The sequence below is a fragment of the Mesorhizobium sp. P2_C5_2 genome (assembly GCF_056404535.1).
The window spans coordinates 762,545-787,348 of the sequence record NZ_JBFUDV010000005.1; the positions used below are offsets into that span (position 1 = coordinate 762,545).

The 24,804-nt window shown below is 62.7% G+C and carries 27 protein-coding genes and 2 tRNA genes; 13 read left to right on the top strand and 16 right to left on the bottom strand.

Annotated elements, in window-relative coordinates; translation table 11 throughout:
* Positions 1-169 precede the first annotated feature (169 nt).
* The 3 genes from AC1D1B_RS22145 to AC1D1B_RS22155 are packed head-to-tail and all read right to left on the bottom strand — an operon-like array spanning position 170 to position 3,138.
* The gene (locus tag AC1D1B_RS22145; RefSeq protein WP_477334524.1) at positions 170-601 is read right to left on the bottom strand and encodes a hypothetical protein; all 432 of its coding nucleotides are present in this window, start codon (positions 599-601) and stop codon (positions 170-172) included.
* 3 nt (positions 602-604) lie between these two features.
* Positions 605-1,948 carry an ATP-binding response regulator gene (locus tag AC1D1B_RS22150; protein WP_477334525.1) on the bottom strand — a complete coding sequence of 448 codons (1,344 nt, stop codon included), beginning with the start codon at positions 1,946-1,948 and terminating at the stop codon, positions 605-607.
* Between the two features lie 5 nt (positions 1,949-1,953).
* Positions 1,954-3,138: an FIST N-terminal domain-containing protein gene (locus AC1D1B_RS22155; RefSeq protein WP_477334526.1), complete on the bottom strand. Its 1,185-nt coding sequence runs from the start codon at positions 3,136-3,138 to the stop codon at positions 1,954-1,956.
* Positions 3,139-3,397: 259 nt separating this feature from the next.
* Here AC1D1B_RS22155 and AC1D1B_RS22160 point away from each other — a divergent pair, with 259 nt between their 5' ends.
* The 4 genes from AC1D1B_RS22160 (at position 3,398) to AC1D1B_RS22175 (ending at position 8,483) form a co-directional block, all read left to right on the top strand.
* Positions 3,398-3,898 (top strand): (2Fe-2S)-binding protein, encoded by a 501-nt coding sequence (locus AC1D1B_RS22160; protein ID WP_477334527.1) that lies wholly within the window; start codon positions 3,398-3,400, stop codon positions 3,896-3,898.
* A gap of 119 nt (positions 3,899-4,017) precedes the next feature.
* The gene (locus AC1D1B_RS22165) at positions 4,018-6,369 is read left to right on the top strand and encodes a xanthine dehydrogenase family protein molybdopterin-binding subunit (protein WP_477334528.1); all 2,352 of its coding nucleotides are present in this window, start codon (positions 4,018-4,020) and stop codon (positions 6,367-6,369) included.
* A gap of 12 nt (positions 6,370-6,381) precedes the next feature.
* On the top strand, positions 6,382-7,179 hold the full coding sequence (locus AC1D1B_RS22170; protein WP_477334529.1) for an FAD binding domain-containing protein: 798 nt from the start codon (positions 6,382-6,384) through the stop codon (positions 7,177-7,179).
* Positions 7,180-7,460: 281 nt separating this feature from the next.
* Entirely contained in the window at positions 7,461-8,483 is a 1,023-nt protein-coding gene (locus AC1D1B_RS22175; RefSeq protein WP_477334530.1) for an acyltransferase family protein, read from the top strand.
* A gap of 22 nt (positions 8,484-8,505) precedes the next feature.
* Here AC1D1B_RS22175 and AC1D1B_RS22180 read toward each other — a convergent pair whose 3' ends face one another.
* From AC1D1B_RS22180 to AC1D1B_RS22220, 9 genes are all read right to left on the bottom strand, one after another.
* A complete protein-coding gene (locus AC1D1B_RS22180; RefSeq protein ID WP_477334531.1) occupies positions 8,506-8,994 on the bottom strand; it encodes an SRPBCC family protein in 489 nt (162 codons plus the stop codon).
* Between the two features lie 72 nt (positions 8,995-9,066).
* Positions 9,067-9,561 (bottom strand): GNAT family N-acetyltransferase, encoded by a 495-nt coding sequence (locus tag AC1D1B_RS22185; protein ID WP_477334888.1) that lies wholly within the window; start codon positions 9,559-9,561, stop codon positions 9,067-9,069.
* Positions 9,562-9,572: 11 nt separating this feature from the next.
* Positions 9,573-10,328, bottom strand: coding sequence for a copper homeostasis protein CutC (locus AC1D1B_RS22190; protein ID WP_477334532.1), 756 nt, complete (start codon positions 10,326-10,328; stop codon positions 9,573-9,575).
* A gap of 122 nt (positions 10,329-10,450) precedes the next feature.
* Complete coding sequence (locus tag AC1D1B_RS22195) at positions 10,451-10,885, bottom strand: cupin domain-containing protein (protein ID WP_477334533.1); 435 nt, start codon at positions 10,883-10,885, stop codon at positions 10,451-10,453.
* 134 nt (positions 10,886-11,019) lie between these two features.
* The gene (locus AC1D1B_RS22200) at positions 11,020-12,054 is read right to left on the bottom strand and encodes a DUF6925 family protein (RefSeq protein ID WP_477334534.1); all 1,035 of its coding nucleotides are present in this window, start codon (positions 12,052-12,054) and stop codon (positions 11,020-11,022) included.
* Positions 12,055-12,065: 11 nt separating this feature from the next.
* The gene (locus tag AC1D1B_RS22205) at positions 12,066-12,854 is read right to left on the bottom strand and encodes an ABC transporter ATP-binding protein (protein WP_477334535.1); all 789 of its coding nucleotides are present in this window, start codon (positions 12,852-12,854) and stop codon (positions 12,066-12,068) included.
* Positions 12,851-13,852, bottom strand: coding sequence for a FecCD family ABC transporter permease (locus tag AC1D1B_RS22210; RefSeq protein ID WP_477334536.1), 1,002 nt, complete (start codon positions 13,850-13,852; stop codon positions 12,851-12,853). Before AC1D1B_RS22210 ends, AC1D1B_RS22205 begins: the two co-directional genes overlap by 4 nt.
* On the bottom strand, positions 13,849-14,703 hold the full coding sequence (locus AC1D1B_RS22215; protein WP_477334537.1) for an ABC transporter substrate-binding protein: 855 nt from the start codon (positions 14,701-14,703) through the stop codon (positions 13,849-13,851). Before AC1D1B_RS22215 ends, AC1D1B_RS22210 begins: the two co-directional genes overlap by 4 nt.
* Positions 14,704-14,814: 111 nt before the next feature.
* Positions 14,815-14,994, bottom strand: coding sequence for a hypothetical protein (locus AC1D1B_RS22220; RefSeq protein ID WP_477334538.1), 180 nt, complete (start codon positions 14,992-14,994; stop codon positions 14,815-14,817).
* A gap of 727 nt (positions 14,995-15,721) precedes the next feature.
* Between AC1D1B_RS22220 and AC1D1B_RS22225 the strand changes: the two genes are divergently transcribed.
* The 4 genes from AC1D1B_RS22225 (at position 15,722) to AC1D1B_RS22240 (ending at position 18,507) form a co-directional block, all read left to right on the top strand.
* Entirely contained in the window at positions 15,722-15,985 is a 264-nt protein-coding gene (locus tag AC1D1B_RS22225) for a hypothetical protein (RefSeq protein ID WP_477334539.1), read from the top strand.
* A 423-nt stretch (positions 15,986-16,408) separates the two neighbouring features.
* A complete protein-coding gene (locus tag AC1D1B_RS22230) occupies positions 16,409-17,650 on the top strand; it encodes a pilus assembly protein TadG-related protein (protein ID WP_477334540.1) in 1,242 nt (413 codons plus the stop codon).
* A 46-nt stretch (positions 17,651-17,696) separates the two neighbouring features.
* A complete protein-coding gene (locus AC1D1B_RS22235) occupies positions 17,697-18,107 on the top strand; it encodes a TadE/TadG family type IV pilus assembly protein (protein WP_477334541.1) in 411 nt (136 codons plus the stop codon).
* Complete coding sequence (locus tag AC1D1B_RS22240) at positions 18,097-18,507, top strand: TadE/TadG family type IV pilus assembly protein (RefSeq protein ID WP_477334542.1); 411 nt, start codon at positions 18,097-18,099, stop codon at positions 18,505-18,507. Before AC1D1B_RS22235 ends, AC1D1B_RS22240 begins: the two co-directional genes overlap by 11 nt.
* Positions 18,508-19,197: 690 nt before the next feature.
* On the opposite strand, the gene AC1D1B_RS22245 is transcribed toward AC1D1B_RS22240, so the two are convergent.
* Together AC1D1B_RS22245 and AC1D1B_RS22250 are read right to left on the bottom strand one after the other, a co-directional pair.
* Positions 19,198-19,509, bottom strand: a complete 312-nt coding sequence (locus AC1D1B_RS22245; RefSeq protein ID WP_477334890.1) for an SMI1/KNR4 family protein — start codon at positions 19,507-19,509, stop codon at positions 19,198-19,200.
* Positions 19,485-19,904 carry an SMI1/KNR4 family protein gene (locus AC1D1B_RS22250; protein WP_477334543.1) on the bottom strand — a complete coding sequence of 140 codons (420 nt, stop codon included), beginning with the start codon at positions 19,902-19,904 and terminating at the stop codon, positions 19,485-19,487. Before AC1D1B_RS22250 ends, AC1D1B_RS22245 begins: the two co-directional genes overlap by 25 nt.
* A 301-nt stretch (positions 19,905-20,205) precedes the next feature.
* On the opposite strand from AC1D1B_RS22250, the gene AC1D1B_RS22255 reads away from it, so the two are divergent.
* Positions 20,206-21,096 carry an adenylate/guanylate cyclase domain-containing protein gene (locus AC1D1B_RS22255; RefSeq protein ID WP_477334544.1) on the top strand — a complete coding sequence of 297 codons (891 nt, stop codon included), beginning with the start codon at positions 20,206-20,208 and terminating at the stop codon, positions 21,094-21,096.
* 221 nt (positions 21,097-21,317) lie between these two features.
* Here the strand turns inward: AC1D1B_RS22255 and AC1D1B_RS22260 are convergent.
* Positions 21,318-21,392: transfer RNA gene (locus AC1D1B_RS22260), tRNA-Asn, on the bottom strand.
* A 232-nt stretch (positions 21,393-21,624) separates the two neighbouring features.
* Here AC1D1B_RS22260 and AC1D1B_RS22265 point away from each other — a divergent pair.
* Positions 21,625-21,885 carry a PGPGW domain-containing protein gene (locus AC1D1B_RS22265; RefSeq protein WP_181056168.1) on the top strand — a complete coding sequence of 87 codons (261 nt, stop codon included), beginning with the start codon at positions 21,625-21,627 and terminating at the stop codon, positions 21,883-21,885.
* A 22-nt stretch (positions 21,886-21,907) separates the two neighbouring features.
* On the opposite strand, the gene AC1D1B_RS22270 is transcribed toward AC1D1B_RS22265, so the two are convergent.
* Positions 21,908-22,111: a hypothetical protein gene (locus tag AC1D1B_RS22270; protein WP_477334545.1), complete on the bottom strand. Its 204-nt coding sequence runs from the start codon at positions 22,109-22,111 to the stop codon at positions 21,908-21,910.
* A gap of 215 nt (positions 22,112-22,326) precedes the next feature.
* Here AC1D1B_RS22270 and AC1D1B_RS22275 point away from each other — a divergent pair.
* From AC1D1B_RS22275 to AC1D1B_RS22285, 3 genes are all read left to right on the top strand, one after another.
* Positions 22,327-22,400, top strand: a tRNA-Cys gene (locus AC1D1B_RS22275).
* A gap of 109 nt (positions 22,401-22,509) precedes the next feature.
* A complete protein-coding gene (locus tag AC1D1B_RS22280; RefSeq protein WP_477334546.1) occupies positions 22,510-23,184 on the top strand; it encodes a protein-L-isoaspartate O-methyltransferase family protein in 675 nt (224 codons plus the stop codon).
* A 186-nt stretch (positions 23,185-23,370) separates the two neighbouring features.
* Positions 23,371-24,759 carry a TolC family outer membrane protein gene (locus AC1D1B_RS22285; RefSeq protein WP_477334547.1) on the top strand — a complete coding sequence of 463 codons (1,389 nt, stop codon included), beginning with the start codon at positions 23,371-23,373 and terminating at the stop codon, positions 24,757-24,759.
* The last annotated feature ends 45 nt before the right edge of the window (positions 24,760-24,804 follow it).

Here is a 24,804-nt window from a genome sequence, read left to right on the forward strand (position 1 = left end):
GGAAAGCGCCGACACCTGATACCTTAGCTCAGGTAGGCGGTGAGCCGTCGGGGAGGTCGTCAGTTATGTCTTCCCATCCGGCAGGCAGATCGAAGGTCAGGCCGTGGAATTGCACTATCATGATGGGTTCCCCGGGTCTGCCCTTCACGTATGGGCAATGCCCGAACATTCACGGCACGGCGTCGGCGCGTGCTAGCGACACCCTTTTTATGCGATCCGCATGAGGGTGATATGAGACATGTATCAAATGATGCGGCTCGTCGAAGCGGTCCCAAGGGCCAAACTCACCTAAATAGGGATCTTTCCGTGCGGAGCCGCTTTTTGAGGGTACGCCGAACATTTTCAGCACGTCGCCGCGACTGGATGAAAAGGGAATACCCAAGAGGTCTCGATCCAAATTGTCGGCTTCTATGAATATGGTGTCTATCTTTTCATCGCTATCGCAGATGAAGGAAAATTTGTTACGCGCAGATTCGTAGTTTATGCGGATTTCCGAAAGATCATCGGTAACAGTTCGTCTGAATTTCCAGGATTCAAACCGCGGCGACGTCAAAAGGGATGACGCCGGCTTTCCCAGGTAATCAAGCAACGCGTTAGCCATTCTCTAAGCCAGCAAATGGGCCAGCAGCGCCCTTAGTTGCGCCGGTTTCAGCGGCTTGCGCATCAGCTCGATGCCGGCGGCGCGGGCGGCTTTCACCACGGCTTCGGAGCTGTCTGCGGTGACGATCAGGGCCGGAACAGCGCGGCCGAGATAGTCGCGGACTTCGGCGATGGTGGCGGTGCCGAGATCGCCGTCGTCGAGATGCTGGTCGGCAATGACGATGTCAGGCACCCAGTCGGTGTCGCCGAGCAGGCTGATTGCATCCTCGGTCGAGGTCGCGGCGCGCACCAGGCACTGCCAGCGCTCGAGCAGGAAAGTCATCGCCTGCAGCACATCGGCATCGTTTTCGACCAAAAGCACCTTGGTGCCGAACAGGCCGTAGCCGCGCGGACGCTCCATCTCGGCAAGGCTGGCGATGGCATCGGCGCTGGCGCCGATGCCGACCGGAACATCGATGTGGAAGATGGTCCCGCGCCCGACCTTCGAGGAGAACGTCACCGGATGGCCGAGCGCGGCGGCCATGCGCCGCACGATGGCAAGGCCCAGCCCCAGCCCGCCTCCGGAGATCCCGGTATCGGCCGGAATGGCGGAGCCGCGATGGAATTCCTCGAATACCGCCTCGCGCTGATCCTCGGGAATGCCGCAGCCGGTGTCGGCGACGTCGATGCGGATGGTGTCGCCGCGATGCCTGGTGCCAACCAGCACGCCGCCCGAACGGGTGTAGCGCAATGCATTGGACAGGATGTTCTGGAGGATGCGGCGTAACAGCGTGCGGTCCGAACGCACCACCGCGCTGACCGGGCGGAACTTCAGCGCCAGGCCCTTCGTCTCGGCCACCGGCAGGAAATCCGAGCGCAGCGAAGAAAACAACGTCTCCAGATTGACGTCGCCAATGTCGGGCAAGACCACGCCGGCATCGAGCTTGGAAATGTCGAGCAGCGTGCGCAATAGGTCTTCCATCGTCTCCAGCGAGCGCTCGACCTGGCGGACGAGTTTCTTGCCCTCGTCGCTGGTCTGCACCTCGGCCAGCGCCGAGACGGAGAGGTGGGCGGCGTTCAGCGGCTGCAGGACGTCATGGCTGGCAGCGGCCAGGAACCTGGTTTTGGACAGGTTCGCCAGCTCGGCGTTTTCCTTGGCCGCGCTGAGGTCGATATTGGATTGCTCCAGGCGACGAAGCGTCGAGTGCAACTCCTCGGTACGGATGCGCACTCGATTTTCGAGCGAAATCGCGGTCTGGAACAGCGAGAAGGCGTTGCCCTGCTGGTCCATCGAGCGCTCGACGCGGCTGACCAGGGCGGCGTTGATCTTCTTCAGCCTGTCGATGTCGTCGATATCCCTGAGCGGCATGGAACCTATTCCGCCGCCTGTCGGTCGCCAAAGGCGATGCCGGTGAAAGTCTGATTGAGGTGCATCGAGCGGTACTGCTCGCCATAGGTGCCGAAGCCGATGACGTTGTTGACCCGGTAAAGCTCCGAAATGTCGCGGAACACCTGGCGGTTGCGGGCGTCCAGTCTTCGCAGCACGCAATCGAAGCCGAGGATCATGTCGATGCCGCCGAGCCGCTCCTCGACGTCGCGCAGTGCGGCGCGCGTCGATTCCACCATGTCCTTGGGTTGGGCGATGGACAGGACGACGCCGTCGTCAATGGCGCAGAAGAACGACAGCGAGCCGTCGGGATGCATTTTCTGGATCGAGCGGCAGTAATATTCGCCACCCACCTTCACCACCACGGGGTGCGAAGCGAAGCTCAGCGGCGTCAAGTTCTGCGCAACGATGCCGACCGAGGCTGCATATTCCTCAGCCGCATTGGTGGCGTTGAATTCGCGCACGGTGCGGTGGTCGGGATCGGATGCCGTCACCACCAGCTTCTCGTCGGTGGGGACGAAATTGTCGGTCTTGAAGACGTGGAAGGGAATTTCGGTTGATATCAGCACGATGATGGCGCTGTCGGACGCAACCTTGCCGTTCGAGATCAGCCTGGTGGTTTCGAATTTCAGATCATCGCCCGCCGAACCGCCGAGCAGCGGGATGTCGTCCAACCCCCAATGAATGGCCGAGGTCACCGCTTCCTCGGCAAACGACAGGCCGTCGATGAAGCAGAGCGCGAAGGTGCTTTTGGTGTGGCAACTGCCGGTGCGCCCGCGCAGCAATCGCCGCAAGGCCTCGACCTCGTCGGTGATCCTGTCCATGCCCGACGAAGAGAGATTGTCGACCATGGTGCTGACCGCCGAAAACGACGCGGAGGGAAAGAGCAGGGCCAGTACGTGGCCGTCCTCGAGGCCCTGCGGGGTGATCTCGCCGGCGGTCGAGCAAGCGGCGTAGGCCAGCGCCGGCGCGTGGGCCTTGAGCGCATGCGACAAAGCAGTGGCATCGACCAGGCTCTGGGAGAAGAACAGCAGCGCAAAGCCAGCGTCGATGGCAGAGGCTTCGGCGGCGACCGCCCGGGCGAATGCATTAGCGTCGGGCTCGTCGGTGGTGAGCGCCGACAGACCGGATGCATAGCTCGTCCGTGAACTGGCCAGCAGCTTTCTCCGCATTCCTCCGACGCATTTCTGTGCGCGCCTGTTCTTTGTTTTTATGTCCTTTGGAGCGCCAGCGTCGATGACATTGTTGCCTTCAATCCGCACTTTGGCAATGGGGCGGTCGGGCCGATGATTTTCGGTTTCTCCATGACCGAAAGTACAATGAGCACCGTGTGTTTTTTGCGCGTTGTGCGGTGTACGAATAGCACGTGGCCGAGCGCCAACGCCGCATCGGCAGCAGCATGATTACCGAGGTTATACCCAGGGAGGATGCATGTCGGACGTTTCGTTTGTCGTGAACGGAAAACGGGTCAGCGGCGCTGCCGAGGACCGAACGCTTCTGGTTCATTTCCTGCGCGAAAATCTTGGTCTCACCGGAACGCATGTCGGTTGCGATACCTCGCAATGCGGCGCCTGCGTCGTCCATGTCGACGGCAAAGCGGTGAAGTCGTGTTCGATGCTGGCCGTGCAGGCTTCCGGGTCGACCGTAGTGACGATCGAGGGGCTCGCCAATGGCGCCGACCTGCATCCGGTGCAGGCGGCGTTCAAGGAGCATCACGGGCTGCAATGCGGCTTCTGCACGCCGGGCATGATCATGACGGCGACCGACATGATCGCCCGCCATCCCGAAGGCCTCGACGAGGCGACGGTTCGCGCCGAGCTCGAAGGCAACATCTGCCGCTGCACCGGCTACCACAACATCGTCAAGGCAATCCTCGCCGCATCGAAGACGATGGCGAAGGCGTCGAAGGGCAAGGCGAAACAAGCAGCGTGAACAAGGCAGTAGGGAGTAGGCAATAGGGAGTAGGGCAAGCGGCCCACACGGATCCGAGAGCCCCTTCCCCTACTGCCTAATCCCTACTGACTACTCCCTAAATTCCGGAGGAATTTCTTATGGGCATTGAAGGTATTGGCGCTCGGGTCGTGCGCAAGGAAGACAAAAGGTTCATCACCGGCGCCGGCCGTTATGTCGACGACATGGTGGTTCCCGGCATGAAGCACGCCGCTTTCGTGCGCAGTCCGCACGCGCATGCGCAGATCAAGAAGATCGACGTCAAGAAGGCGCAAGCCATGCCCGGCGTCATCGGCGTCTTGACCGGCAAGGAACTCAAGGCCGACGGCATCGGTAACCTCATCTGCGGCTGGATGATCCACTCCAAGGACGGCTCGCCTATGAAGATGGGGGCCTGGTCGCCGCTCGCCGTCGACAAGGTGCGCTATGTCGGCGACGCCATCGTCATCGTGGTGGCCGAAACCAAGGGCCAGGCGCGCGACGCGGCGGAAGCCGTCGAGATCACCTACAAGGAATTGAAGGCGGTGGTCGATGCCACCAAGGCGCTGCAAAAAGGCGCGCCGCAGGTCCATGCCGAGGCCGACGACAATCTGATCTTCGACTGGGAGATCGGCGACGCCAAGGCGACCGATGCGGCGATCAAGGCCGCCGCCCATGTCACCCGCATGAAGATCGTCAACAACCGGCTTGTGCCCAACGCCATGGAGCCGCGCGCGGCGCTTGGCCATTACGACAAGGCCGAGGACCACTTTACCTGCTGGACGACCTCGCAGAACCCGCATGTCGCGCGGCTGGTGATGAGCGCCTTCTACAATGTCGCGCCGGAAAACAAACTGCGCGTCATCGCGCCCGATGTCGGCGGCGGCTTCGGCTCGAAGATCTATATCTACCCCGAAGAAATCGTCTGCCTGTGGGCGTCGAAGAAAACCGGCGTGCCGGTCAAATGGGTCGCCGACCGCACCGAAAGCTTTCTCACCGACGCGCATGGCCGCGACCATGTCTCGACCGTCGAGATGGCCTTCGACAAGAACAACAAGATCACCGGCTTCAAGGTCGACACCATCGCCAATCTCGGCGCCTACATGTCGCTGTTCTCGTCCTGCGTGCCGACCTATCTCTACGCGACGCTGCTGTCGGGGCAGTACAATATCCCGACGATCCACGCCAATGTGCGCACCGTCTACACCAACACGGCACCGGTAGACGCCTATCGCGGGGCAGGGCGGCCGGAAGCGACCTATCTGCTGGAGCGCACAATGGAGACGGCGGCGCGCGAACTCGGCGTGTCGCCGGCGGAGCTTCGGCGCACCAACTTCATCACCTCCTTCCCGCATCAGACGCCGGTCATCATGAACTATGACGCAGGCGACTACGGCGCTTCGCTCGATGCAGCGACACAGGCGTCCGACTATGCCGGCTTTGCCAAGCGCAAGGCGGCCGCCGCCAAGGCGGGCAAGCTGCGCGGCATCGGCATGAGCTGCTACATCGAGGCCTGCGGCATCGCGCCGTCGGCGGCGGTCGGCTCGCTCGGCGCTGGCGTCGGCCTGTGGGAATCGGCCGAAGTGCGGGTCAATGCCGTCGGCACCATCGAAGTTCTGACCGGCTCGCACAGTCATGGCCAGGGCCATGAGACGACCTTCGCGCAGCTGGTCAACCAGCGTTTTGGCGTGCCGATCGATTCGGTGTCGATCGTCCATGGCGACACCGACAAGGTGCAGATGGGCATGGGCACCTATGGCTCGCGCTCGGGCGCCGTCGGCATGTCGGCCATCGCCAAGGCACTCGACAAGGTCGAGGCCAAGGCCAAGAAGATCGCCGCCCATTTGCTTGAGGCCGATGAGGGCGACATCGTCATCGAGAATGGCGAGGTCAAGGTCGCCGGCACCGACAAGAGCCTGCCCTGGTTCCAGGTGGCGCTTGCCGCCTACACCGCCCACAATCTGCCGGCCGGCATGGAGCCCGGCTTGAAGGAAACCGCCTTCTACGACCCGGCGAACTTCACTTTCCCGGCCGGCTGCTACATCTGCGAGGTCGAGATCGATCCGGAAACCGGCACGACCGAGATCGTCCAGTTCGTCGCGGCGGACGATTTCGGCAACATCATCAACCCGATGATCGTCGAGGGCCAGGTGCATGGCGGCATTGCCCAGGGCATCGGCCAGGCGCTGCTGGAAGGTGCGCACTATGACGCCAGCGGGCAATTGCTGACGGCGAGCTACATGGACTACACCATGCCGCGCGCCGACGACCTGCCGTCGTTCAAGGTCTCGACCTCGAACACGCCGTGTCCGAGCAATCCGCTCGGCATCAAGGGCTGCGGCGAGGCCGGCGCCATCGGTTCGCCGCCCGCGGTCATCAACGCCATCACCGACGCTTTGGGGATTACCGACATCGCCATGCCGGCCTCGCCATCCACCGTGTGGGCGGCGATCCGCGCGACGAAGAAGCATTGAGGAGGAACGAAGATGTATTCGGTCAATTACCATCGCGCCGCCTCGGTCGCTGACGCCGCCAAGCTGGTGAAAAGCGGCGACGCCAAGCTTTTGTCGGGCGGCATGACGCTGATCCCGGCGATGAAGACACGGCTTGCAGCACCTTCCGACCTGGTCGACCTGTCGCGGATAAAGGAGCTGCAAGGCGTCAAGGTGTCGGGCAAAACCGTCACCATCGGCGCCGCGACCACGCATTACGACGTTGCCAATGACGAGAAGCTTAGGAAGGCCTGTCCGGCGCTGGCGCATCTGGCATCGCTGATCGGCGATCCGGCGGTGCGCCACAAGGGCACGATCGGTGGCTCCGTTGCCAACAACGATCCGGCCGCTGACTATCCGGCGGCGCTGCTGGCGCTCGGCGCCACCATCATCACCAACAAGCGCGAGATTGCAGCCGCCAAATTCTTCACCGGCCTGTTCGAAACGGCGCTGAAGGAGGGCGAGATCGTCACCGCGGTGAGTTTCACCGCGCCGGCCAAGGCGGCCTACGAAAAATTCCGCAATCCGGCATCGCGCTACGCGATCGTCGGCGTGTTCGTGGCCAAGGGCAAGGACGGGGTCAGCGTTGCCGTCACCGGCGCCGGCGATGACGGTGTGTTCCGCTCGAAGGAGATCGAGGCCGCACTTGCCAAGAACTTTGCCGCATCGGCGCTCGACGGCGTGAAAGTGCCGGCGAAGACCTTGATGACCGACCTCCACGCTTCGGCCGAATACCGCGCCAACCTGATCGCGGTGATGGCAAAACGCGCTGTGGCCGCGGCCAATGCCTGATACTGTCAACTACTGACAAGGAAAGGGGCCTTTGCGGCCCCTTTTTCGTGGAGGGCTGGCTGTACCCGCCCAGTTCTTGCGAGTTCGCCGCCGCGTGCGAATCCGTTGCTCCAGGTAATTCCCGTGCAGGAACAGACGCATACTTCCCAAGGACTGCCACGGCTCCATTCTCGCACTTGCACAAAGCGATATTGCACTGCAATATGTAGGCAGGCGGACACGGTGGATTCTGAGCGCAGCGATCTGAGCTGCAGCAGGATCTTGCGTCGTAAAGGATCGGCATGGCCGACATTTCCGCAGCGTCCGTTGTCTTGCCGCGGGCGGCAGCCGAGCAGACTGCAAGAACCAGATTGGCCTATCTCGATGGCTGGCGGGGGCTGTCGATCGCGCTGGTGCTGATCGGGCATTTTTTCCCCGTTCCCGGGATCAATCTCGGCGTGCTCGGCGTCGAATTCTTCTTCGTGCTCAGCGGCCGACTGATGGGCGAGATCCTGTTCATCGAACGTTTTCCGTTGAAAAAGTTCTTCAAGCGCCGCTTCTCGCGCATCTACCCGGCATTGCTGGTGTTCGTGATCGCCGCCATGGTCGGGCTTTCCGGCACCTACATTGCCTTCAAATGGAAGGCGGCGCTAACGGCGCTGACCTTCACCTACAACTATGCCGGCATTCTCATTAATCGCGCCGGCGCGCTCGACCATATCTGGTCGCTGTGTGTGGAAGAGCATGCCTATATCATCCTGGCGCTGATCAGCGTGGTGGTGACCGGGCGAGCCAATGTCGTGCGGCTGCTGGTGACGCTGTCGCTGCTGGCGATGGCCAATGGCGCCATTTCGTACTGGGTGCTCGGCATGGATTATGAGCACAGCTATTGGCGCACCGACGTGCATATCGCTTCGATCTTGCTGTCGGCTTCGATCTGCCTGCTCAAGCATGACGACCGGCTGCCGACATTCCTGAAAGGGCCCTATGTCAGCCTGGTGTCGGCGGCTGCGGCCATTCTGCTGTTCCTCGATCCGGTGCCGACGCCGATCCACTACCTCTTCGCGGTGCCGTTGCTGGCGCTTGCCGTCAACACGCTGGATACCAGCAGCTGGCATTTGAGCGGCCTGCTGTCGTCCAGGCCGATGGTGATGATCGGCCTGTGGTCGTACTCGCTCTATCTCTGGCAACAACCCTTCTACAAATTCGTCGCCGAGCAGGGCAGCGCGCCGACCCCGATGCTGGCGGCAGTCTTCGCCTGCGCATTGTGCAGCTACTATCTGGTCGAGAAGCCGGCGCGGGCCTGGCTGAACCGCAATTGGTGAGTTATGCGGCGCCGAGGCGGCATCAGGCCGCTTTGCCCTTCTTCTGCGCCGCGAGATAGCGGCGCAGGCCGGCTTCGCCGCGCGGGGTGGTCCAGCGGTGGTTCCAGGCAAAGGCTGGCCTGAGCAGCGGCGCCAGGAGTTTGAGGATCGGCCTCTCGACCGTCACCTGCCAGACAAGGTCGACGCAGGTGCCGGTTCCCGAAGGGGACAGTTCCGCTCGCCACAGCCCGTCGAAATCGCCGAAGGTCTTCACCACCACCAGGCGGCCGGGCTCGAGCTCAGCGGCCTCGACGATGAAGTTCAATTCATAGGGCAGGGCGCCGCGCGCCCGGGCTTTGGCCCGCGAGCCGACCACGCCCTTGCCCTTGCGGTCGAGCGGCACGACTTCCTTGTAGACATCGCCCCACCACAGCGGCAGCAATTCGGCGTCGGAGAGCACGTCCCACACATCTTGCGGCGTCGCCTCGGGGATGTCCCAGCTTTCGTCGAAGCGGAAGACGTTGCTCGGCATGGTATTTCGCCCCCCGACTGGCGGAAGCGTTATATTAGTCCGGGCTTCTTTATGGCGCCAGTGGCGCCCGCGTCAGCCGGCGATCTGCCTGAGGTAGTAGCGCACCGCCTTCTTGCCGCCATGGATCACGGCGTCGCCGACCTCGGTGAAGCCGAGCGCGGCGTGGAAGGCGTCCGAGGCCGGATTGGGCGGTTCGGCATTGACCTCGCAGGTGACGATGCTGTGGCCCGCGCGGGCGACTTCCACGAACAGATCCTCATAAAGGCGGCGGGCAAGGCCGCGGCCGCGTGCCTCAGCGGCAACGACGACACGGTCGACATAGACGAAACGTGGATAGCGCTCACGGAACCAGAGGAAATTCGGACTGTCGTAGCGGGCATCCTGGTCGAAGGTCATGATGAAGGCTTCGAGGGAACCGATGCGCCTGATGTAAAACGCTTCGCCGAGCAGGAAGGATAGCCGTTCCGACTCAAGCCATGACAGCTCGGCGGCGTGCTCGTTGTTGAGTGCAAGGATGGCCGCCTCGTCGGCTGCCGAGACGCTGCTGATCGGCAACCGTCCAGTCATGGCCTTGCTCATCACGCTCTCGCCGCCGCAATCGTCGTCGCCACCAGCGCTGCGTCGGTGACGGTGGTGCGGTACTCGCGGTCGAGATCGGTGCCGCCCATGCCGACTTGCGGATTGCGGTAGGCCATTGCGCTCGGCACGTCCTTGAGCGCGGCGAAATGCATTTCGGCAAGCCCGGTTGTTGCCAGCACTCCGGCGATGTTTTCGGGATCGAGCGCGCCGCAGCCGAGGATGATGACGCGGTGGCCCCCCTGGCGGACGAGATCCCCCAGCAGGCCGGCGCCTTCCACCGCAGTGTCCCTCTGGCCGCTGGTCAGCACGCGGCCGACCTTGCAGCGGATCAGCGCTTCCAGCGCCTCGGCGGGGTCGCGCGTCATGTCGAAGGCGCGGTGGCAGGTGACGTTGAGCGGACCGGCCGCCTCGACCAGTGCGCCCATGCGGGTTTCGTCGATGGTGCCGTCGGCATTGAGGCAGCCGACGACGACGCCGGCGACGCCGAGATCGCGAAGCGCTGCCACATCGGCGAGCATCGAGCGGTATTCGGCCTCGGTGTAGAGGAAGTCGCCGCCGCGCGGGCGCACGATGACATGGAAGGGAATGGTCGCGCTCCCGAGCGCGGCGCGCACCGTGCCGAGGCTTGGCGTGATGCCGCCTTCGACCAGGCTGGCGCAGAGCTCGACCCGGTCGGCACCAGCGGCTTGCGCGGCCAGCAGTCCGTCGATGCCTTCGACGCAGATTTCGATCAGGGGGCGAGCATTTCCGGCCAAGGGGCAGTCCTTCATGATTTAAAGATGGCCAGCCCTAGCATCGGCTCGATTGCCGGGGAAGCGGGAACAGCCAATCGCTGCTTGGGCCAGCCGGTACGCGGCCTAGATCCGTCGCGGGAGATCTATTGTTTCTGCAGGATGGTGTTCTTGGCGCCCTGTTCGACCTGGTCGATGACCAGCAGCTTGACCGGGCCGTCGCCGATATTGGTGGCCTGGTGCCATTGGCCGATCATCTCGACGATGAAGTCGCCTGTCTTGTAAGTGTTGCTGTTGCCGGTCTCGACGTTCGTCACCTTGAGCGTTCCGGCCTCGACATAGGCGTAACGGGCAAACGGATGCTTGTGCACCGGCAAGGTGGCGCCGACCGCGATGTCGTAGGTCGAAACCAGCACCTGGACATTTTTCTGCGGCAGTACGATCGGCTGGCCGGAGGCCGTCTGTGTGCGATCGGCAAGCGGGGTCACGACGACGGGTGGGCTGGAACTGTCCAGCGCCGCAGCAGGGTTTGCAGATAACGCGACCACGAACAGCAGCGTCGATGCCAGAATGTTTCGCATGGGTCCTCCAAATTTTGCTGCCACCGTCCCGCGGCAGGCATCTGCGCGCAAGGGGCCAAAGTTCAGTTATCGAGACATAACGTCATCCGCCCGTTCCATCATCCATCATGGCTGCGAGACGAGGGCGCGCCAGGCTAGTGCCCCGGCGCGTCGTCGTCTTCGCCGTCCTGCTGGGCAATCTGCTCATGTACCGCCTGCCAGGCGGCGATGACGGCGCCGAGCCTGTCGTCGCGATCGTGCGTGGCGACATGCGCCTGCTGGCGCAGCGCCAGCCGCACGGCGGCGCGGGCAAAGCGGTTGGCGGGCATGTCGAAACGCTCCGGTCCATCGCCACTGGCAAGCTCGTCGAGCACATGTTGCTTCACGGCGACGATTTCGGGATTGCCGTAATTCTCCAGCAAGGCCTGGAAATCGCGATGCAGGTCGGCATCGAAGGGCAGGTCCTCGCCCATCGGACCGATCACCGGATTGCCGGGATGCAGGGAGCCGAGCGGCAGCAACCCATCAGGAATGGGTGTGTTGGCCGAATGCGTGCGGCCGCTCTTCAACAGTTTCGGCAACAGATGCGTGTGCGGTCCGGGCGGCGAGACGCCGCCGGTCTCCGGCCCGCCGATCTTCTGATAGACCTCGACGCGGCCGATATTGGTCAGCGCGATGCGGTGCGGATGGCCGGCAAGCACCGCCATCAGCGCCGGATTGTCGTGATCGAACAGCGAACGGCCAAGGCCGGCTCGCAAGGCCGAAAGCAGTTTCGGTTCGCTGGTGCGGACGCAGAAATCGCATTGCGGCAGCGACAGGCCCATGTCGAACAGGATGCCGGTGCGGTCGATGCCGCGGATGGCGTCGTCGTCGGGGCCAAGTTCGGTCAGCACTGAGCGGGCCGAACGCCGCGCCCGTGCCTCGGGCAGGCACAGCGACACCGCCTGGCTCCAGCGATGGCGTTTTGGACTGACCGTCTCATGGGCAATGGCGCGGATGCCGGCCAGCCGCCTGCGGTCGATGTGGATGGCGCCGCGCTTTGTCGCACGCATCAGGCTGTGCGGCTCGTCCACCACGGTGATCTCGCCGGCATCCTGATGGAACTCGGCGATGGCGCCGAACGTGCCCATGCTCCAGCCGGTGCGCCAGTCCGCGAGATGTTCGCGCAGCAGATATTCGAGCTCGATCATCGCGCTCCTCCTCACCTGGTTCTCTGGGCTGTGGTCGCAGCAATGTCCAAGGGTTGAACTATCATCGCGCCGGCTGCTTCGCCGAGATAGGTTTCGACGCCATAGACCGAGCGCAGGCGCTCAGTGGTCAGGACGGTGCGCGGCGGGCCGTCGGCGACGACGAGGCCGTGGTCGAGCAGGATCAGCCGCGAGCACCAGCGGGCGGCGAGGCCAAGATCGTGCATCGAGGCCACGACCGCGTGGCCTTCACGGCCAAGGTCGGCAAAGATCCGCATCAAGCCGATCTGGTGGGAGGGGTCGAGGCCGGCCGTCGGCTCGTCGGCCAAAAGCAGCGGCGCATCCTGCGCCAGGGCGCGGGCGATCAACACGCGCGCCTTCTCGCCGCCGGAGAGGTTGGTGGCCGGGTGATCGCGAAACGCGTCGACCTCCATGCGCCGCATGGCGCGCTCGATGGCATCGAGATCGGCGGCTGTCAGGCGCGAAAAGGCCGAACCGTGCGGGGTGCGCCCGAGCGACACCAGCATCTCCACCGAGACCGCCCAGGCGATGTCGCGCTCCTGTGGCAGGTAGGCGACGTGTTGCGCGCGCTCGCGAATGGAGAGGGTTTCACGCCCGTCGATGGCGATCCTGCCTTGGTTCGGAACAAGCCCAAGAGCGGCGCGCAGCAAGGTCGATTTGCCGGCGCCATTGGGGCCGATCAGGCCGACGAACTCGCCGGGTTGGATGTCGAAGGACAGGCCGTTGAGCACCGGCTTGCCGCCGAGCGAGACGCGAAGATTGGAAACGGAGAGCAGGCTCACAACAGCTGCCTCCTGGTGCTGTAGACCAGCCACAGGAAGAACGGCGCGCCGACGATTGCTGTCAGCACGCCGAGCTTGAGGTCGCGGCCGGGTGCAATGACCCGCACCGCGATGTCGGCGGCGAGCAGCATCGCGGCGCCGCCGAGCGCGCTGGCTGGTAAGAGCCGCGACGGCCGTGCGCCGACCAGCGGTCGCAGCATATGCGGCACGACCAGGCCGACGAAACCGATAGCGCCGGCCACCGCGGTTGCAGCCCCCACTGAAGCCGCCGTGCCGAAAACGGCCATAAACTGCACGCGCCTGGTATCGACGCCCATCGAGGCGGCGGCGTCTCTGCCGAGCGTCAGCGCGTCGAGGGAGCGGCCAAGGCTTGCCAGCATCGCCCAGCCGATAAGCATGAAGGGTGCTGACAGCCAGACATGCGTCATCGACCGGTCGGTCAGCGAGCCCAGCATCCAGAAGGTGATTTCGAGTGCGGCAAACGGATTGGGCGAGAGGTTCAGCGCCAGCGAGGTCATGGCGCCGGCGAAAGCGGAGACGGCGACGCCGGACAGGATGATGGTCATCGTGCCGCCGCGCATGCCGGCCATGGCCTGGACGACGAACACCGCCAGCACAGCACCCGCAAGGGCGGCCAGCGGCAGGCCGAGCGCAAAGACCGTCGCCAGGCCGGAATAGATGGCGATCACCGCCCCCAGCGAGGCCGAGGCGCTGACGCCGAGCAGGCCGGGTTCGGCCAACGGGTTGCGCAGCCAGCCCTGAAGCGCTGCCCCCGACAGGCCGAGCGTGGCGCCGATCATCAGGCCGAGTATGGCGCGGGGCAGGCGGATCTCCTGCATGATCAGGGCAATGGCGTCGCGCTTGTCGGAAAACAGCGCCGCCAGGCTGTCGCCAAAACCGATCGCCGCCGGGCCGACGGTGAGCGACAGCAGGAACAGGATCACAACAGCCAGGCCGAGAAGGGAAAGCACCAGCCGGTAACGGGCAAGCTCGCTCATGGCGCGCCGGCCGGTTTTCGCGCCGCATCCTGCAGGATACGGACGGCTTCGAGCGTGAACGGCGCGCCGCAGATGGTGTATTTCGCCGGCACCGCGATCTTGCGGCCGCTGAGCGCTTGGTAAGCCGGGCGGACGAAATTCTCCTGCGCCAGCGCCGGCGTCTCCTGGTGGCTGCCGCCGTCGACGACAATGTCGGGATTGGCGAGCAGCAGCAGCTCAAGCGGCAGCTTGGTGGTGCCGGTGAAATCCAGCGTGTCGGCGATGTTAGTCAGGCCCGAAGCCTTGACGATGGCGTCGGCCAGCGTTCCCGAACCGGAGGTGTAGCTGTTGGCGTAGTAGAGCGCGACGGTCTTATCCGGCGGCTTTTGGGCGGCAAGCTCGGCCAGGCCGGCATCGAGCTCGGCGACCAGTTCGCCGGCGCGCTGCCGGCGGCCGAGAATCTCGCCCATGCGGGTGATGCCGGCCCTGATATCGTCGAAAGAATTTTCCGGCGCGAATTCCTCGACCCGGAAGCCGAGGCGCCGGAGCAGCGCAACGGTGGTGCGCGTCGTATAGGTGCCGGCAATGACCAGATCGGGCTGCATCAGGAAGATCTCTTCGGCGGCACCATGATTGACCACGTAGGAACCGGCCTGATCGGCCAGCACCGACGAGGCGCGGTCGCTGGCGAGATAGGACACGGAATAAAGTTGCCCCGGGTCGGCAATCAGCATCGCCATTTCGTCGGTGCACAGGTTCATAGAGACGACGCGCTTTGGCGCCGCGTCTGCCAGGGCCGGCAGGCATGCACTCAAGGTGAGGGCGGCAAACACTGCCCCCACGATCGTGATGGAATGGCTGCCTGTCGACATCGCGCTCAATAGCTCCCTCTCAAGCCGATGAAAGCAGTTCGGCCTTGCGTGTTATAGCCGAACACTTCCTGGTACTGCTCGTCGAACAGGTTCTCGATGCGGCCATAGGCTTCACCATTCTATGTCAATGCCGGCCTGCGCCGCGACCTCAACGACCGCTTCCAGGATGCCACCACCTGAGCCTGAGCGGCGGTCCATCGCCTTGCCGTTCCTGATGTCGAAGACGGTGCAGGTGAGCACATCCAGCCGTTTGCCGTTCCACTTCGCGGTATCGCGATGGACGGCGACCACCGATCTGTCCTCGCTCTCCGTTACGTGCAAAAGATTGGATGTGAAGCCTGTGCCATGCCTCGTTTCAGGATTCCGCGAGGAAGATTGATCGCCGTTGGTGCAACGCCGGAAGAACCACGCCTCGGATACGACACCGATCCGTGGATCGTGACTGGCTGCTAGAGACTAGCCGCCGGCTACGCAGGCCCTACCTGATGGGAATCAACAGGCAATGCGCGTCAGGCGCTAAAAGCCTTTGCGCAGGCGGCGACATAACCGGTGATAGCTGGGCGAGCTTTGAAGGTCTCGGGCTGCATGGATGAACAGCAGCACGACAAACAGAACCACCACCGCAGATGCGAACCCGGTGACGATAGCCATCAAGGCGAACGTCGCTGTCGTGGAGATGTTCCGGGGAAAAATGGCCGACGCCGTTGGGGTATGCCTGGGTGGGCTTTTGGGGTGGCGCCGGCCTTAAGGCGGAAATGGGGTCCGCCGCCCATGAAGAATAGCGGACTCACCAGTCAAGGGTATGGTGTGATCGCGTAACGCATATAGCCTTGCCGGAAGGACGTGCGCCCTGCCTCGCTGCAGAATTTCCGCGAGGACACCTAGCCCGGAAGGCTTCTCCCTCAGGGCGGCTGCGCAAGCGACCGAACTGCCATACTTGCGCAATTGCTAAAATACTAAATAATGGTCAGGAGGGTGCGGGGAGCCGTTGGGGAACGGCGGCAAGGGGTTTGGGTCAATGTATTTTCCGCGGTTTCTGGTGGGAATGCTGGCGACGTCGGTGCTCGTTGCAGTTTGGGCCTATCTTGACACGGGGTCCATCGGGAAGGGTGTAATCTGGGGCGTCATCGCCGCTTTTCTGCTGCAGGTGGGGTATTTCGCGCTTGTGTTTGGGCTTGTCTACGGGCGGCGGAACACTGAGCAGGAGGCGAAGGAGGCCATTCCGGACGCCGCCAAACAGCCGGTCAAGCGAGCAGCTTCGCCCCCGCAAGGGCGTGCTTGACGATTTCAGAGAACAATTCGGTGGCGTTTGAAGGCCTAAAGCGCGTCGCGTCTGAACGGCCTCATGCGACGCGCTTTAGGTTGTTGTATTTATGCAAGTCGTTGTCCCAAAACCGCTGCGCACTTTTGGGCGACATGCATTAAGCGAATGAAACGCACCGGGCGCCGATGTCTGGCGGGTAAACGCCCAGCGGGTAAAAGCCCATCCGGCTCCGTCACGATTCATTGTGTCGCTCGCGATCCGACTTGGACCACGTGCTCATATCGACCTGTCTTCCGCCATCGGTGGCGGTGACACGCGACAGATCGCTAAGCTTCCCAACGACAATTCCAGGCGCGAACGCGCGCCTAGCCCGTCGGACTACGTCGAATCGGAATGGAGTCTTTAGACATTCGTTTATCTATTCGTGATTTCTAATAACATATGGCATTCAATGCTTTTACCCGGATCCGGTTTTTTTGGGGCCGCCTAAGACGCGCCACGAACGGTAACGTTGCCGTCATCTTTGCCTTTACCTTGCCGGTCGTGGTGGGCGGCGCAGGCCTCGGTGTCGAGACCTCCCTCTGGTACTACAACAGCCTGAAGCTGCAGGCGGTGGCCGATGCCGCGGCCTATGCCGGCGCGCTCGAGAAGGTCGCGGGTTCCGACAACCCGACCATCATCGCCGCCGCCACGCTGTCGGCGACCTCGAACAATTTTGCCACGCCGGGCACGATCCAGGTCAACACGCCGCCATTGTCCGGCCCGAACACCGCGAAGAAGGCGGTGGAGGTCATCGTCAAGCAGAACCTCGATCGCTACTTCACGGCGATCTTCAACAGCACGCCGGTGCCGGAACAGGCGAGGGCCGTGGCGCTCATCACCGACGCCTCGAAAGCCTGCGTGCTGGCGCTCAGCCCGTCGGCCGCCCAGGCTGCGCTCTTTTCCGGCAACACCACCGTCAACCTCACCGGCTGCTCGGTCATGGCGGACTCGATTGCCTCGGACGCCATCAAGACCCAGGGATCGGCGACGATAAAGGCCGACTGTCTGATCACGGTCGGCGGCATGGTGCTGAACGTTCCTGCGACCACGGTCTGCAAGTCCAATATGACCCAGGCCTTGCCGGCAGCCGATCCTTTCTCCAGCCTGGCGACGCCGACGGCCAGCAACCCGTGCAAGAATGTCAACGGCAACAAGAACTCGCAAACACTCCAGCCTGGCACCTACTGCAGCGGCATGAGCCTCAGCGGCAACGTCACGCTTTCTCCCGGCGTCTATGTCGTGCAGGGCAGTATGAAGGTCAACGCCAACGCGGTCGTCGCGGGCAGCGGGGTAACCATCTTCATGGCAGGCAGCAACACCGTCAGTATGAACGGCAACGCCACGGTGACGCTGAGTGCGCCGACATCCGGAACCTATTCCGGCGTGCTGTTCTACGGCGACAGGACGGGGACCGCGGCGCAGAGCACCTTCAATGGCACGGCGAACTCGCTTCTGACCGGCGCCATCTATTTTCCCAGGCAGCAGGTCAACTACCTTGGCAATTTCTCGGGGAACGGCGGCTGCACCCAGGTCGTCGCCGACACCATCCAGTGGTCCGGCAGTACGACCATCAAGCAGAACTGCACCAGCCTTGGAATGAAGGACATTCCGGCGACGCAGTCCGTTCAGCTCGTCGAGTAGCGGGATGGGTAAGCGGACCTTGCGCATTGTCCGGGACAAAGCCGGGATGGCCGCCGTGGAATTTGCCATGGTGCTGCCCATCCTGTGCTTGGTCTGCTTCGGCATCGCCGACGGCTGGTCCTACGTGACGAGCTACCTGCAGATGCGGGCCGGCGTTAAAACCGCGGCCAATCTGGTGATGGCCGGCGCGGGCAGTGACGCGGCCAAAGACACGGGAACGCAGGCGGTCGCGCTTTCAAGCTGGGACAACAAGCCCGATGACGCCGCGGTCGTGCTGGTCCGCTCCTACTTGTGCGGCACCACGGTCGTGGATGCGACCACCATCTGCGGCGGAACGAAGCTGCCGACCGTCTTCGTCCAGATAACGGCGACAGGCACCTGGGTGCCCCCGTTCAACTTCGGTGTCTTCCCGGACCCGCGCGCGATCAGTCATCAGCAGGTGATCCGTGTCCGCTGAAAGGATCGGGTCCAGATGGCGCCGTGATTGCTCCGGCGCAGCAGGGCTGGAATTCGCCTTGATCGCCCCTGTCCTGGTGATGCTTTTGTTCGGAATCTTCGCCTTCGGCTGGGCCATGAATGCCGTGTCGACCGTCCGCTATACGCTGGAGACCTCTTCTCGGGCGCTGCAGCTGAACAACACGCTTTCGCAGAGCGACATCCAGGCCATCGCTACGCAGAAATTGGTGAGCCTGGGTCTGCAGAACGTCATCGTGACGATCGCGATCGACCCTGCCAGCGGCGGCTTCAAGATGGCGCATCTGACCGCCAGCTATGGCTTCGTCATCGCCTTCCCGTATTTCGACCAATACCCCATCAATTACTCGACAACCGTCACCGTGCCGCTGGTTGCTAGCTAAGGGCACCGCCGGCTTCCGTTGAGTTGGCGGCGCCCAACTCAGACCGTAACGGATCCACCGGGAACCATAGCCGCTCATCTGGAGTTGTATTTGCAAGGCGGTCGATTCCCTCTGTGGATGTAGCCGCTTAAAGCCCACTGCTGGGACCTCAGTGGTGGGCTTTTTCTATCAGACTAAAGTCTTGCGGCTTGCTTTCGAAGGTCTGACGTGACCGCTTTGGTTCTGTCCCTGTCCATCTGATGTTCCAAACTTTTTAGTGAATCCTCATATATTTTGGGTGGTCCGGATGATGCTACCCAGCCGTGGATCGAGTGGCACGAAGTCTCCTGGGAGATGCTTCGTAACTTTCTGCACATCGAACCCGTACAGGTTAGAGGTCGCTCCGTTGTGTCCCTCGTGCCGGGGTGGCTGGCTCGCTGAGAACCCGGGAGGGTGCTCTCGGCGAGCCTGCAGGGACAGAACCCACGGAAGACCGGGGACTTCAGTCCTGGTTGAGCAATAGCTACGGTGCCTATAGTTTGGGCGTTGCGGGCCGAACCCCGTTTTCTAGCCCACCCGCAAATGGCCCGACGCGCGTCCAGGTTCCGCCGACCTGCGTGGCGCGTCGGGCTGTTTCCTTTGCGAAGGTGCAGGACTTTCAGGTGAGATCCTAGGAACGCCTAATAAGTGCGTCAGCGAATGCGATTGCCGTCATAGGAAGGGACCAGGTGCACCTAGAAGGCTTCGTGCGCCTTCCTGGAAGTCGTTTGATGCGGGGGCTTTCAATCGGAACTGGCGCAACATTGGCTCTTCCGCTGCTTCCAACGTGAAATTGCCGCTTTCCAGCAAGCCGGCGATCCACTCGAGGAACTCGCCGAGGGATTCCGCAAGCACCGCCTTCACATCTTCGTCGCGCCCATAGAGGATGACCTGGCCGACACGACCGCTGGGCCAGGGATTGAAATCGAGGCCGATATGATTGCCTGAGCCGTCATGGGTCAGCGGTATCCAGCGCAGATTGATATAGGCCGGGTCAACCGCGTTTTCAGGCCACGCCCTCCCGGACTTTCATAGCGATTGCCGCCGAAGTCAGCGAGCACATCGCGCCAGGCTTTCCATTGCGCCCCTGCCTGATGCAGCGGCAGCAGCGGAAGCCCATAGATATGGCCCCAACGGTCGTCGTTTTCGCCGTTGTGCCACCGGTATAGGTCTCGAGAGGCGCGCGGCAACTTGAGGCCGATTAGCCGCTCGAACGCATCCAGTTGTGCGCCGGTGGCCGGAGGATTGAACACATATTTGTCTGGCGGAAGATGGGTAGAATACCAGGCATCAAGGCGCGCAAGCGCCGGTGCGATATCTTCCTCCAGCAACGGCTTCGCCTGTCCTAGCGGGCGTTTGGGGTGGCTGGCTTCGGCCATGGGGGATTTTGTCCTGATTTGCCGCATTGCGCACATAGCAGGAAGCAGCCCGCAAGGCTCAAGGCTCCGAAGATAGACGCACCGATCAGCACGTTGCGCCTGCTCCGATCCATCACGGGCATTCCGGCGCGATTGATCGGCGCCACACAAGCCCAGAAGGCATCATCAAGCTCGCCCACACGCCCATCATGTCACGCTGCCGGTAGCGCCAGACCGCCCTGCCGTGCATTCTACAACGCAAGCAGGGACGGGTGGCAAGTTTCAGTTGTAGAGATAAAGCCGGTGCCGGAGCTTTAGGACGATGGATCAGGAAAGAATTCTAGCCGCAGTCCTGTTAGCCGATGTGGTGGGCAGCACGCCGCTTTATGAGCGCATCGGCGACGATGCCGCTCTGCAGCAGGTCTCGGATTGCCTAGACACTATACGCGAGATTTCCCTCCGGCACGGCGGTGATTTCATTCACTCGAAGGGCGATGACGTGCTTAGCCTGTTCGAGAGGCCAGACGCGGCGCTAACGGCCGTCCGTCAGATTAGCAGCCAGCTGACGAAAGGGTCGCTGACCACCCGGATCGGATTGCACTTCGGGGCGGTTATTCGCACGCGGGGCGAAGTATTCGGCGACGTTGTCAATGTCACGGCGAGATTGTCCACCACGGCGAACCCGGGGGAGGTGCTGATCAGCCAGAGCTTCTTCGAAGCCCTTTCCCCAGAGGGCCGCGGTGCCTTGCGGCTCCTCGACAAAATGCCCTTCAAGGGGAAGGAAGAGCCCTTCGACGTCTATACCCTGGGTAGCGACGATGGGGGCCTCACTACGCAGATCGCCAGCCGGGGCACCATTATCGATAGGCGGTTCGCCCCGCCAAGGCACATCAATCTAATCATCCGCTATGGAGATCAGTTGCGATCTTGCCGCAACAACGAATTCGTGACCATCGGCCGATCTCCTGAATGCAATATCGTCGTCCTGCGGCCCTGGGTCTCACGGCACCACGCGACCTTCACCATTTCGAACGGCAGGGCGGGGCTTGTTGAGCGAAGCTCGTCGGGCACATTTGTGTCGACTGGACCTGACCAAGAAGTGTTCGTGCGCCGTGAATCCGTTCTCCTGTTCGGCTCCGGCGTCATCTCGCCTGGACGGAGGTCGTCCCTCAGCGACGCTCAGCTCCTTACCTACGAAATTATCTCAGGCTGACCCGGCGAAGGCGGCCAGTAAGTCAGTCGAACATGGCAAAGGCGCGCCAATTTCCTTTCGGTTGGGCTCCCTGCAGCCGGATCAGATCGTCGAAAACGTGGTCAATGGTCATTCTCTCCTCCGGGTGTAGATCAGCACCTAGCGAAGTCGAGTTGTGTAAATATGCTGTAGATCAGCCGATCTCCGGCTGTTCCTGAGAACTCTAAAGACCTTGGAAATGTTGGCTCCCCGGGCCGGATTCGAACCAGCGACCAACCGGTTAACAGCCGGTTGCTCTACCACTGAGCTACCGGGGAACAGAGGCTCTCATGTGAGTGGCGCAGCCTATAGCAAACCCGTTTCGGCTTTGCAAAGAAGCATTTCGCATTTTTTTAGCGCTTTTTCATGCAATGGTTTCTGGCAATCGCCTGATGACACCACATATGAGCGGTCTTGGGCGCCGTCCGGCCTTGGTCGGCGGAACCGAAAAGGCGATTGCAGCCTTTACGGCATATGGCTTTACTGATGGCAACCGGATCGACTTTCGACATGACTGCAGCAGGCGAAAACCAGGCACCGGCGCGGAAAATTTCGGTGTTCGGCCGCGAGTTCACCATGCCGCGCTCGCGCGGCCTCAGGATCGCCATCGGCATCGTGCTGGTGTTTTTCGGCATTCTCGGCTTCCTGCCGATTCTCGGCTTCTGGATGATTCCGCTCGGCCTTTTGGTGCTTTCCTACGAATTTGCCGCGGTGCGCCGCCAGCGGCGGCGGTTCGTCGTCTGGTGGGAACGACGCCGCCGGCCGAGTTGAAAAGCGATGGCGCGGTCCCGGCTCAGCGGCCGCTGTGCTTTTCCAGCCCCTCGCAGATTTCCTTGAGGACGGCAGCGGCTGAAGCCAGCCGCGCGCGATCATGCGGCGAAAGCCGGTTTGCACCCTCGATGGAGAGGCGGTCGATCGCGTAGCGCACAAGCTCTTCGCAGCGCAGCAGCGACAATCTGCCCTCGCTGTTTTTCCAGTCCGTTGCGGCCCTAGGCATGGGCTACCTCCATCTCCCGCAACGTAAACCCGCAGGTTCGAGTTTCACCGATCGGCAGGCCATGCTTAACGACTGCCTAATATACCGCGCCAAGCGGTTACACCGCTCGGGAACCACGTTGCGGAAGCTGACGCGGAAAGCGCGCCGGAATGCTGCGCGGACGCTTGACGACCTTTCGCCGCCACCATATTGAGTTCGCTCGCCGGGAGCGACGAGGCCTCGTGGCGGAGTGGTTACGCAGAGGACTGCAAATCCTTGCACCCCGGTTCGATTCCGGGCGAGGCCTCCAGTTGCTTCAGCTCCCGCGCGGCGGGGGCTTGAGTTCCGGTCGAATGCGCCGCAGTGTTGGCGCGACAAGCGCATTTCAGCGCATTGGCTTTTGACGGATTGGTTGGGACATGAGCGCTGATTTCTCCGAACTTCGCGTCAAGATGGTCGACGGCCAGGTCCGCACCACCGACGTGACAGACGCAGCATTGCTCGATGCCATGCTCGCGGTTCCGCGCGAGGCCTTTGTCGGGGCAGGCCAGCAGGCTCTTGCCTATATTGACGGGGATATCCGCATCTCCGACGGCGCCAACGGCAGCGGTGCACGCTACCTCATGGAGCCGTCGCCGCTGGCCAAGCTTTTGCAGCTGGCCGAGATCGGCGCCGGCGATTCGGTGCTCGATGTCGGCTGCGGCACCGGCTATTGCGCGGCGCTGCTGTCCAGACTGGCAAAATCCGTCATCGCGCTGGAAAGCGATGCCGGACTGGCGGAAACGGCCAAGGCCGCACTCTCGGCGCAGGGCTGCGACAATGTCGCCGTGGTCACCGGGCCGTTGCCGCAAGGTCATGCCGCCAAGGCGCCCTACAATGTGATTCTCGTCGGCGGCAGCGTCGAGGACGTGCCGGCGGCGCTGCTCGGCCAACTCGCCGAAGGCGGCCGTCTGGTGGCTGTCGAAGGGCAGGGCAATGCGGGTGTAGCCCGCTTGTTTTTCAAGGCAGGGGGGGTTGTAACCGGAAGACGGGCATTTAATGCGGCAATTAAGCCACTACCGGGATTTGAACGTATTCATGCGTTCGAATTCTAAGTGATTTTGCCTTGCAGCAAAAACGCTGTCATGTTGGCTTGCGATTGAACAATCGTTGCTGATTGGTTAACCGAGGGTTTCGGGAGGCTGTCAGCGGGGGAACGATAAATCGACGCGGCGCTGGCTGATCCCGAGGGATGGGCCGGCGTGGCGTGGTTCCCGTGCAAAACGAATGAGGGATTTAAAGTGCCGTCCTTAGCCAAGAGTTTGTTTGTTACCGTCCTCATTTCCGCGACAGCGCTTTCGCCGATAGCCGCCTCGGCGGAAACCATTCTCGGCGCGCTTTCCAAGGCTTACCAGAACAATTCGTCGCTGAATTCCGCCCGCGCCGGCGTGCGCGTCACCGATGAGGGCGTGGCCATCGCCAAGTCGGGATACAGGCCGACCATTGCCGGCAGCGCGGACGTCGGCTACTCCAGCCGGCACCTCAACGGCTCAAACGCCGGCACTCGTCTGACAACCGGTAGCTTCGGCGTCACCATCAATCAGACATTGTTCGACGGGTTTCAGACCAAGAACAACGTCGCGGCGGCCGAGGCGCAGGTCAAGGCGTCGGTCGAGAGCTTGCGCAACACCGAAGAGAACACGCTGTTCAACGCGGCAAGCGCCTATATGGATGTCATCCACGACCGCCAGGTGGCGGTGCTGACGGAACAGAATTTGCAGTTCCTGACCGAGCAGGCGCGCGCGGCGCGCTCGCGCTTCGAGGTTGGCGAAGGCACGCGCACCGACGTGGCCCAAGCCGACGCCTCGCGCTCGGCCGCGGTGGCGCAGTTGAGTGCGGCCCGCGCGCAGGCGCTGGCCAGTGCCGCGACCTATCGCCAGATCGTCGGCGACGATCCGGGCAAGCTCAAGGCGGCGTCGCCGCTGGCGAAGCTTTTGCCAAGGAGTCTCGATGCGGCGATCGGCATCGCGGCGACCGAACATCCGGCCATTCTCGCCACTGAGCATCTGGTCGATGCGGCGGGGTTTGCGGTGAAGTCGCAGGAAGGGGCGCTGCTGCCTCAGCTTTCCGCTTCCGCCAGCGTTTCGGACGACTACTCCAAAAACTCGCCGGACTCTCTGTCGTCGCCGAATGGCACCACCCGTTCCGCCAACATCGGTGCGACGCTGACCATTCCGATCTATTCGGGCGGTCGCACCTCCGCCCTGGTCCGCCAGTCGAAGGAATCGCTTAGCCAGGCTCGCATCGAAGTCGATGTCAACCGCGACCAGGTCCGCCAGGCGGTGACGTCAGCATGGACGCAATATACCGCTGCGCAGGAAAGCGTTGACGCCAACCGGCAGGTCATCGCCGCCGCGCAATTGGCGCTCAACGGCGTCATCGAAGAGCGCAATGTCGGCCAGCGCACCACGCTCGACGTGTTGAACGCCCAGAACGCCGTCATCTCGGCCAAGATCGACCTCGCCAGCTCCGAGCGCGATGTGGTGGTGGCGAGCTACGCCATCCTTTCGGCCATGGGCCGCCTGTCGGTCGAGCGCCTGGCGTTGAATGTGGTGAAGTACAAGCCTGAAGAGCACTACAGAGCCGTGAAGGACAAGTGGATCGGGCTGCGCACGCCGGACGGCCGCTGACCGCGCCCAGGCGGTTCAAATCCCGCCAGGATTGAAGCATTGGAG

What these genes read in the sequence shown, in the direction of transcription:
- AC1D1B_RS22145 (WP_477334524.1), bottom strand. Translation starts at nt 601, where the DNA reads ATGGCTAACGCGTTGCTTGATTACCTGGGAAAGCCGGCGTCATCCCTT.
- AC1D1B_RS22150 (WP_477334525.1), bottom strand. Translation starts at nt 1,948, where the DNA reads ATGCCGCTCAGGGATATCGACGACATCGACAGGCTGAAGAAGATCAAC.
- AC1D1B_RS22155 (WP_477334526.1), bottom strand. Translation starts at nt 3,138, where the DNA reads ATGCGGAGAAAGCTGCTGGCCAGTTCACGGACGAGCTATGCATCCGGT.
- AC1D1B_RS22160 (WP_477334527.1), top strand. Translation starts at nt 3,398, where the DNA reads ATGTCGGACGTTTCGTTTGTCGTGAACGGAAAACGGGTCAGCGGCGCT.
- AC1D1B_RS22165 (WP_477334528.1), top strand. Translation starts at nt 4,018, where the DNA reads ATGGGCATTGAAGGTATTGGCGCTCGGGTCGTGCGCAAGGAAGACAAA.
- AC1D1B_RS22170 (WP_477334529.1), top strand. Translation starts at nt 6,382, where the DNA reads ATGTATTCGGTCAATTACCATCGCGCCGCCTCGGTCGCTGACGCCGCC.
- AC1D1B_RS22175 (WP_477334530.1), top strand. Translation starts at nt 7,461, where the DNA reads ATGGCCGACATTTCCGCAGCGTCCGTTGTCTTGCCGCGGGCGGCAGCC.
- AC1D1B_RS22180 (WP_477334531.1), bottom strand. Translation starts at nt 8,994, where the DNA reads ATGCCGAGCAACGTCTTCCGCTTCGACGAAAGCTGGGACATCCCCGAG.
- AC1D1B_RS22185 (WP_477334888.1), bottom strand. Translation starts at nt 9,561, where the DNA reads ATGACTGGACGGTTGCCGATCAGCAGCGTCTCGGCAGCCGACGAGGCG.
- AC1D1B_RS22195 (WP_477334533.1), bottom strand. Translation starts at nt 10,885, where the DNA reads ATGCGAAACATTCTGGCATCGACGCTGCTGTTCGTGGTCGCGTTATCT.
- AC1D1B_RS22200 (WP_477334534.1), bottom strand. Translation starts at nt 12,054, where the DNA reads ATGATCGAGCTCGAATATCTGCTGCGCGAACATCTCGCGGACTGGCGC.
- AC1D1B_RS22210 (WP_477334536.1), bottom strand. Translation starts at nt 13,852, where the DNA reads ATGAGCGAGCTTGCCCGTTACCGGCTGGTGCTTTCCCTTCTCGGCCTG.
- AC1D1B_RS22215 (WP_477334537.1), bottom strand. Translation starts at nt 14,703, where the DNA reads ATGTCGACAGGCAGCCATTCCATCACGATCGTGGGGGCAGTGTTTGCC.
- AC1D1B_RS22225 (WP_477334539.1), top strand. Translation starts at nt 15,722, where the DNA reads ATGTATTTTCCGCGGTTTCTGGTGGGAATGCTGGCGACGTCGGTGCTC.
- AC1D1B_RS22230 (WP_477334540.1), top strand. Translation starts at nt 16,409, where the DNA reads ATGGCATTCAATGCTTTTACCCGGATCCGGTTTTTTTGGGGCCGCCTA.
- AC1D1B_RS22235 (WP_477334541.1), top strand. Translation starts at nt 17,697, where the DNA reads ATGGCCGCCGTGGAATTTGCCATGGTGCTGCCCATCCTGTGCTTGGTC.
- AC1D1B_RS22250 (WP_477334543.1), bottom strand. Translation starts at nt 19,904, where the DNA reads ATGGCCGAAGCCAGCCACCCCAAACGCCCGCTAGGACAGGCGAAGCCG.
- AC1D1B_RS22255 (WP_477334544.1), top strand. Translation starts at nt 20,206, where the DNA reads ATGGATCAGGAAAGAATTCTAGCCGCAGTCCTGTTAGCCGATGTGGTG.
- AC1D1B_RS22265 (WP_181056168.1), top strand. Translation starts at nt 21,625, where the DNA reads ATGACTGCAGCAGGCGAAAACCAGGCACCGGCGCGGAAAATTTCGGTG.
- AC1D1B_RS22270 (WP_477334545.1), bottom strand. Translation starts at nt 22,111, where the DNA reads ATGCCTAGGGCCGCAACGGACTGGAAAAACAGCGAGGGCAGATTGTCG.
- AC1D1B_RS22280 (WP_477334546.1), top strand. Translation starts at nt 22,510, where the DNA reads ATGAGCGCTGATTTCTCCGAACTTCGCGTCAAGATGGTCGACGGCCAG.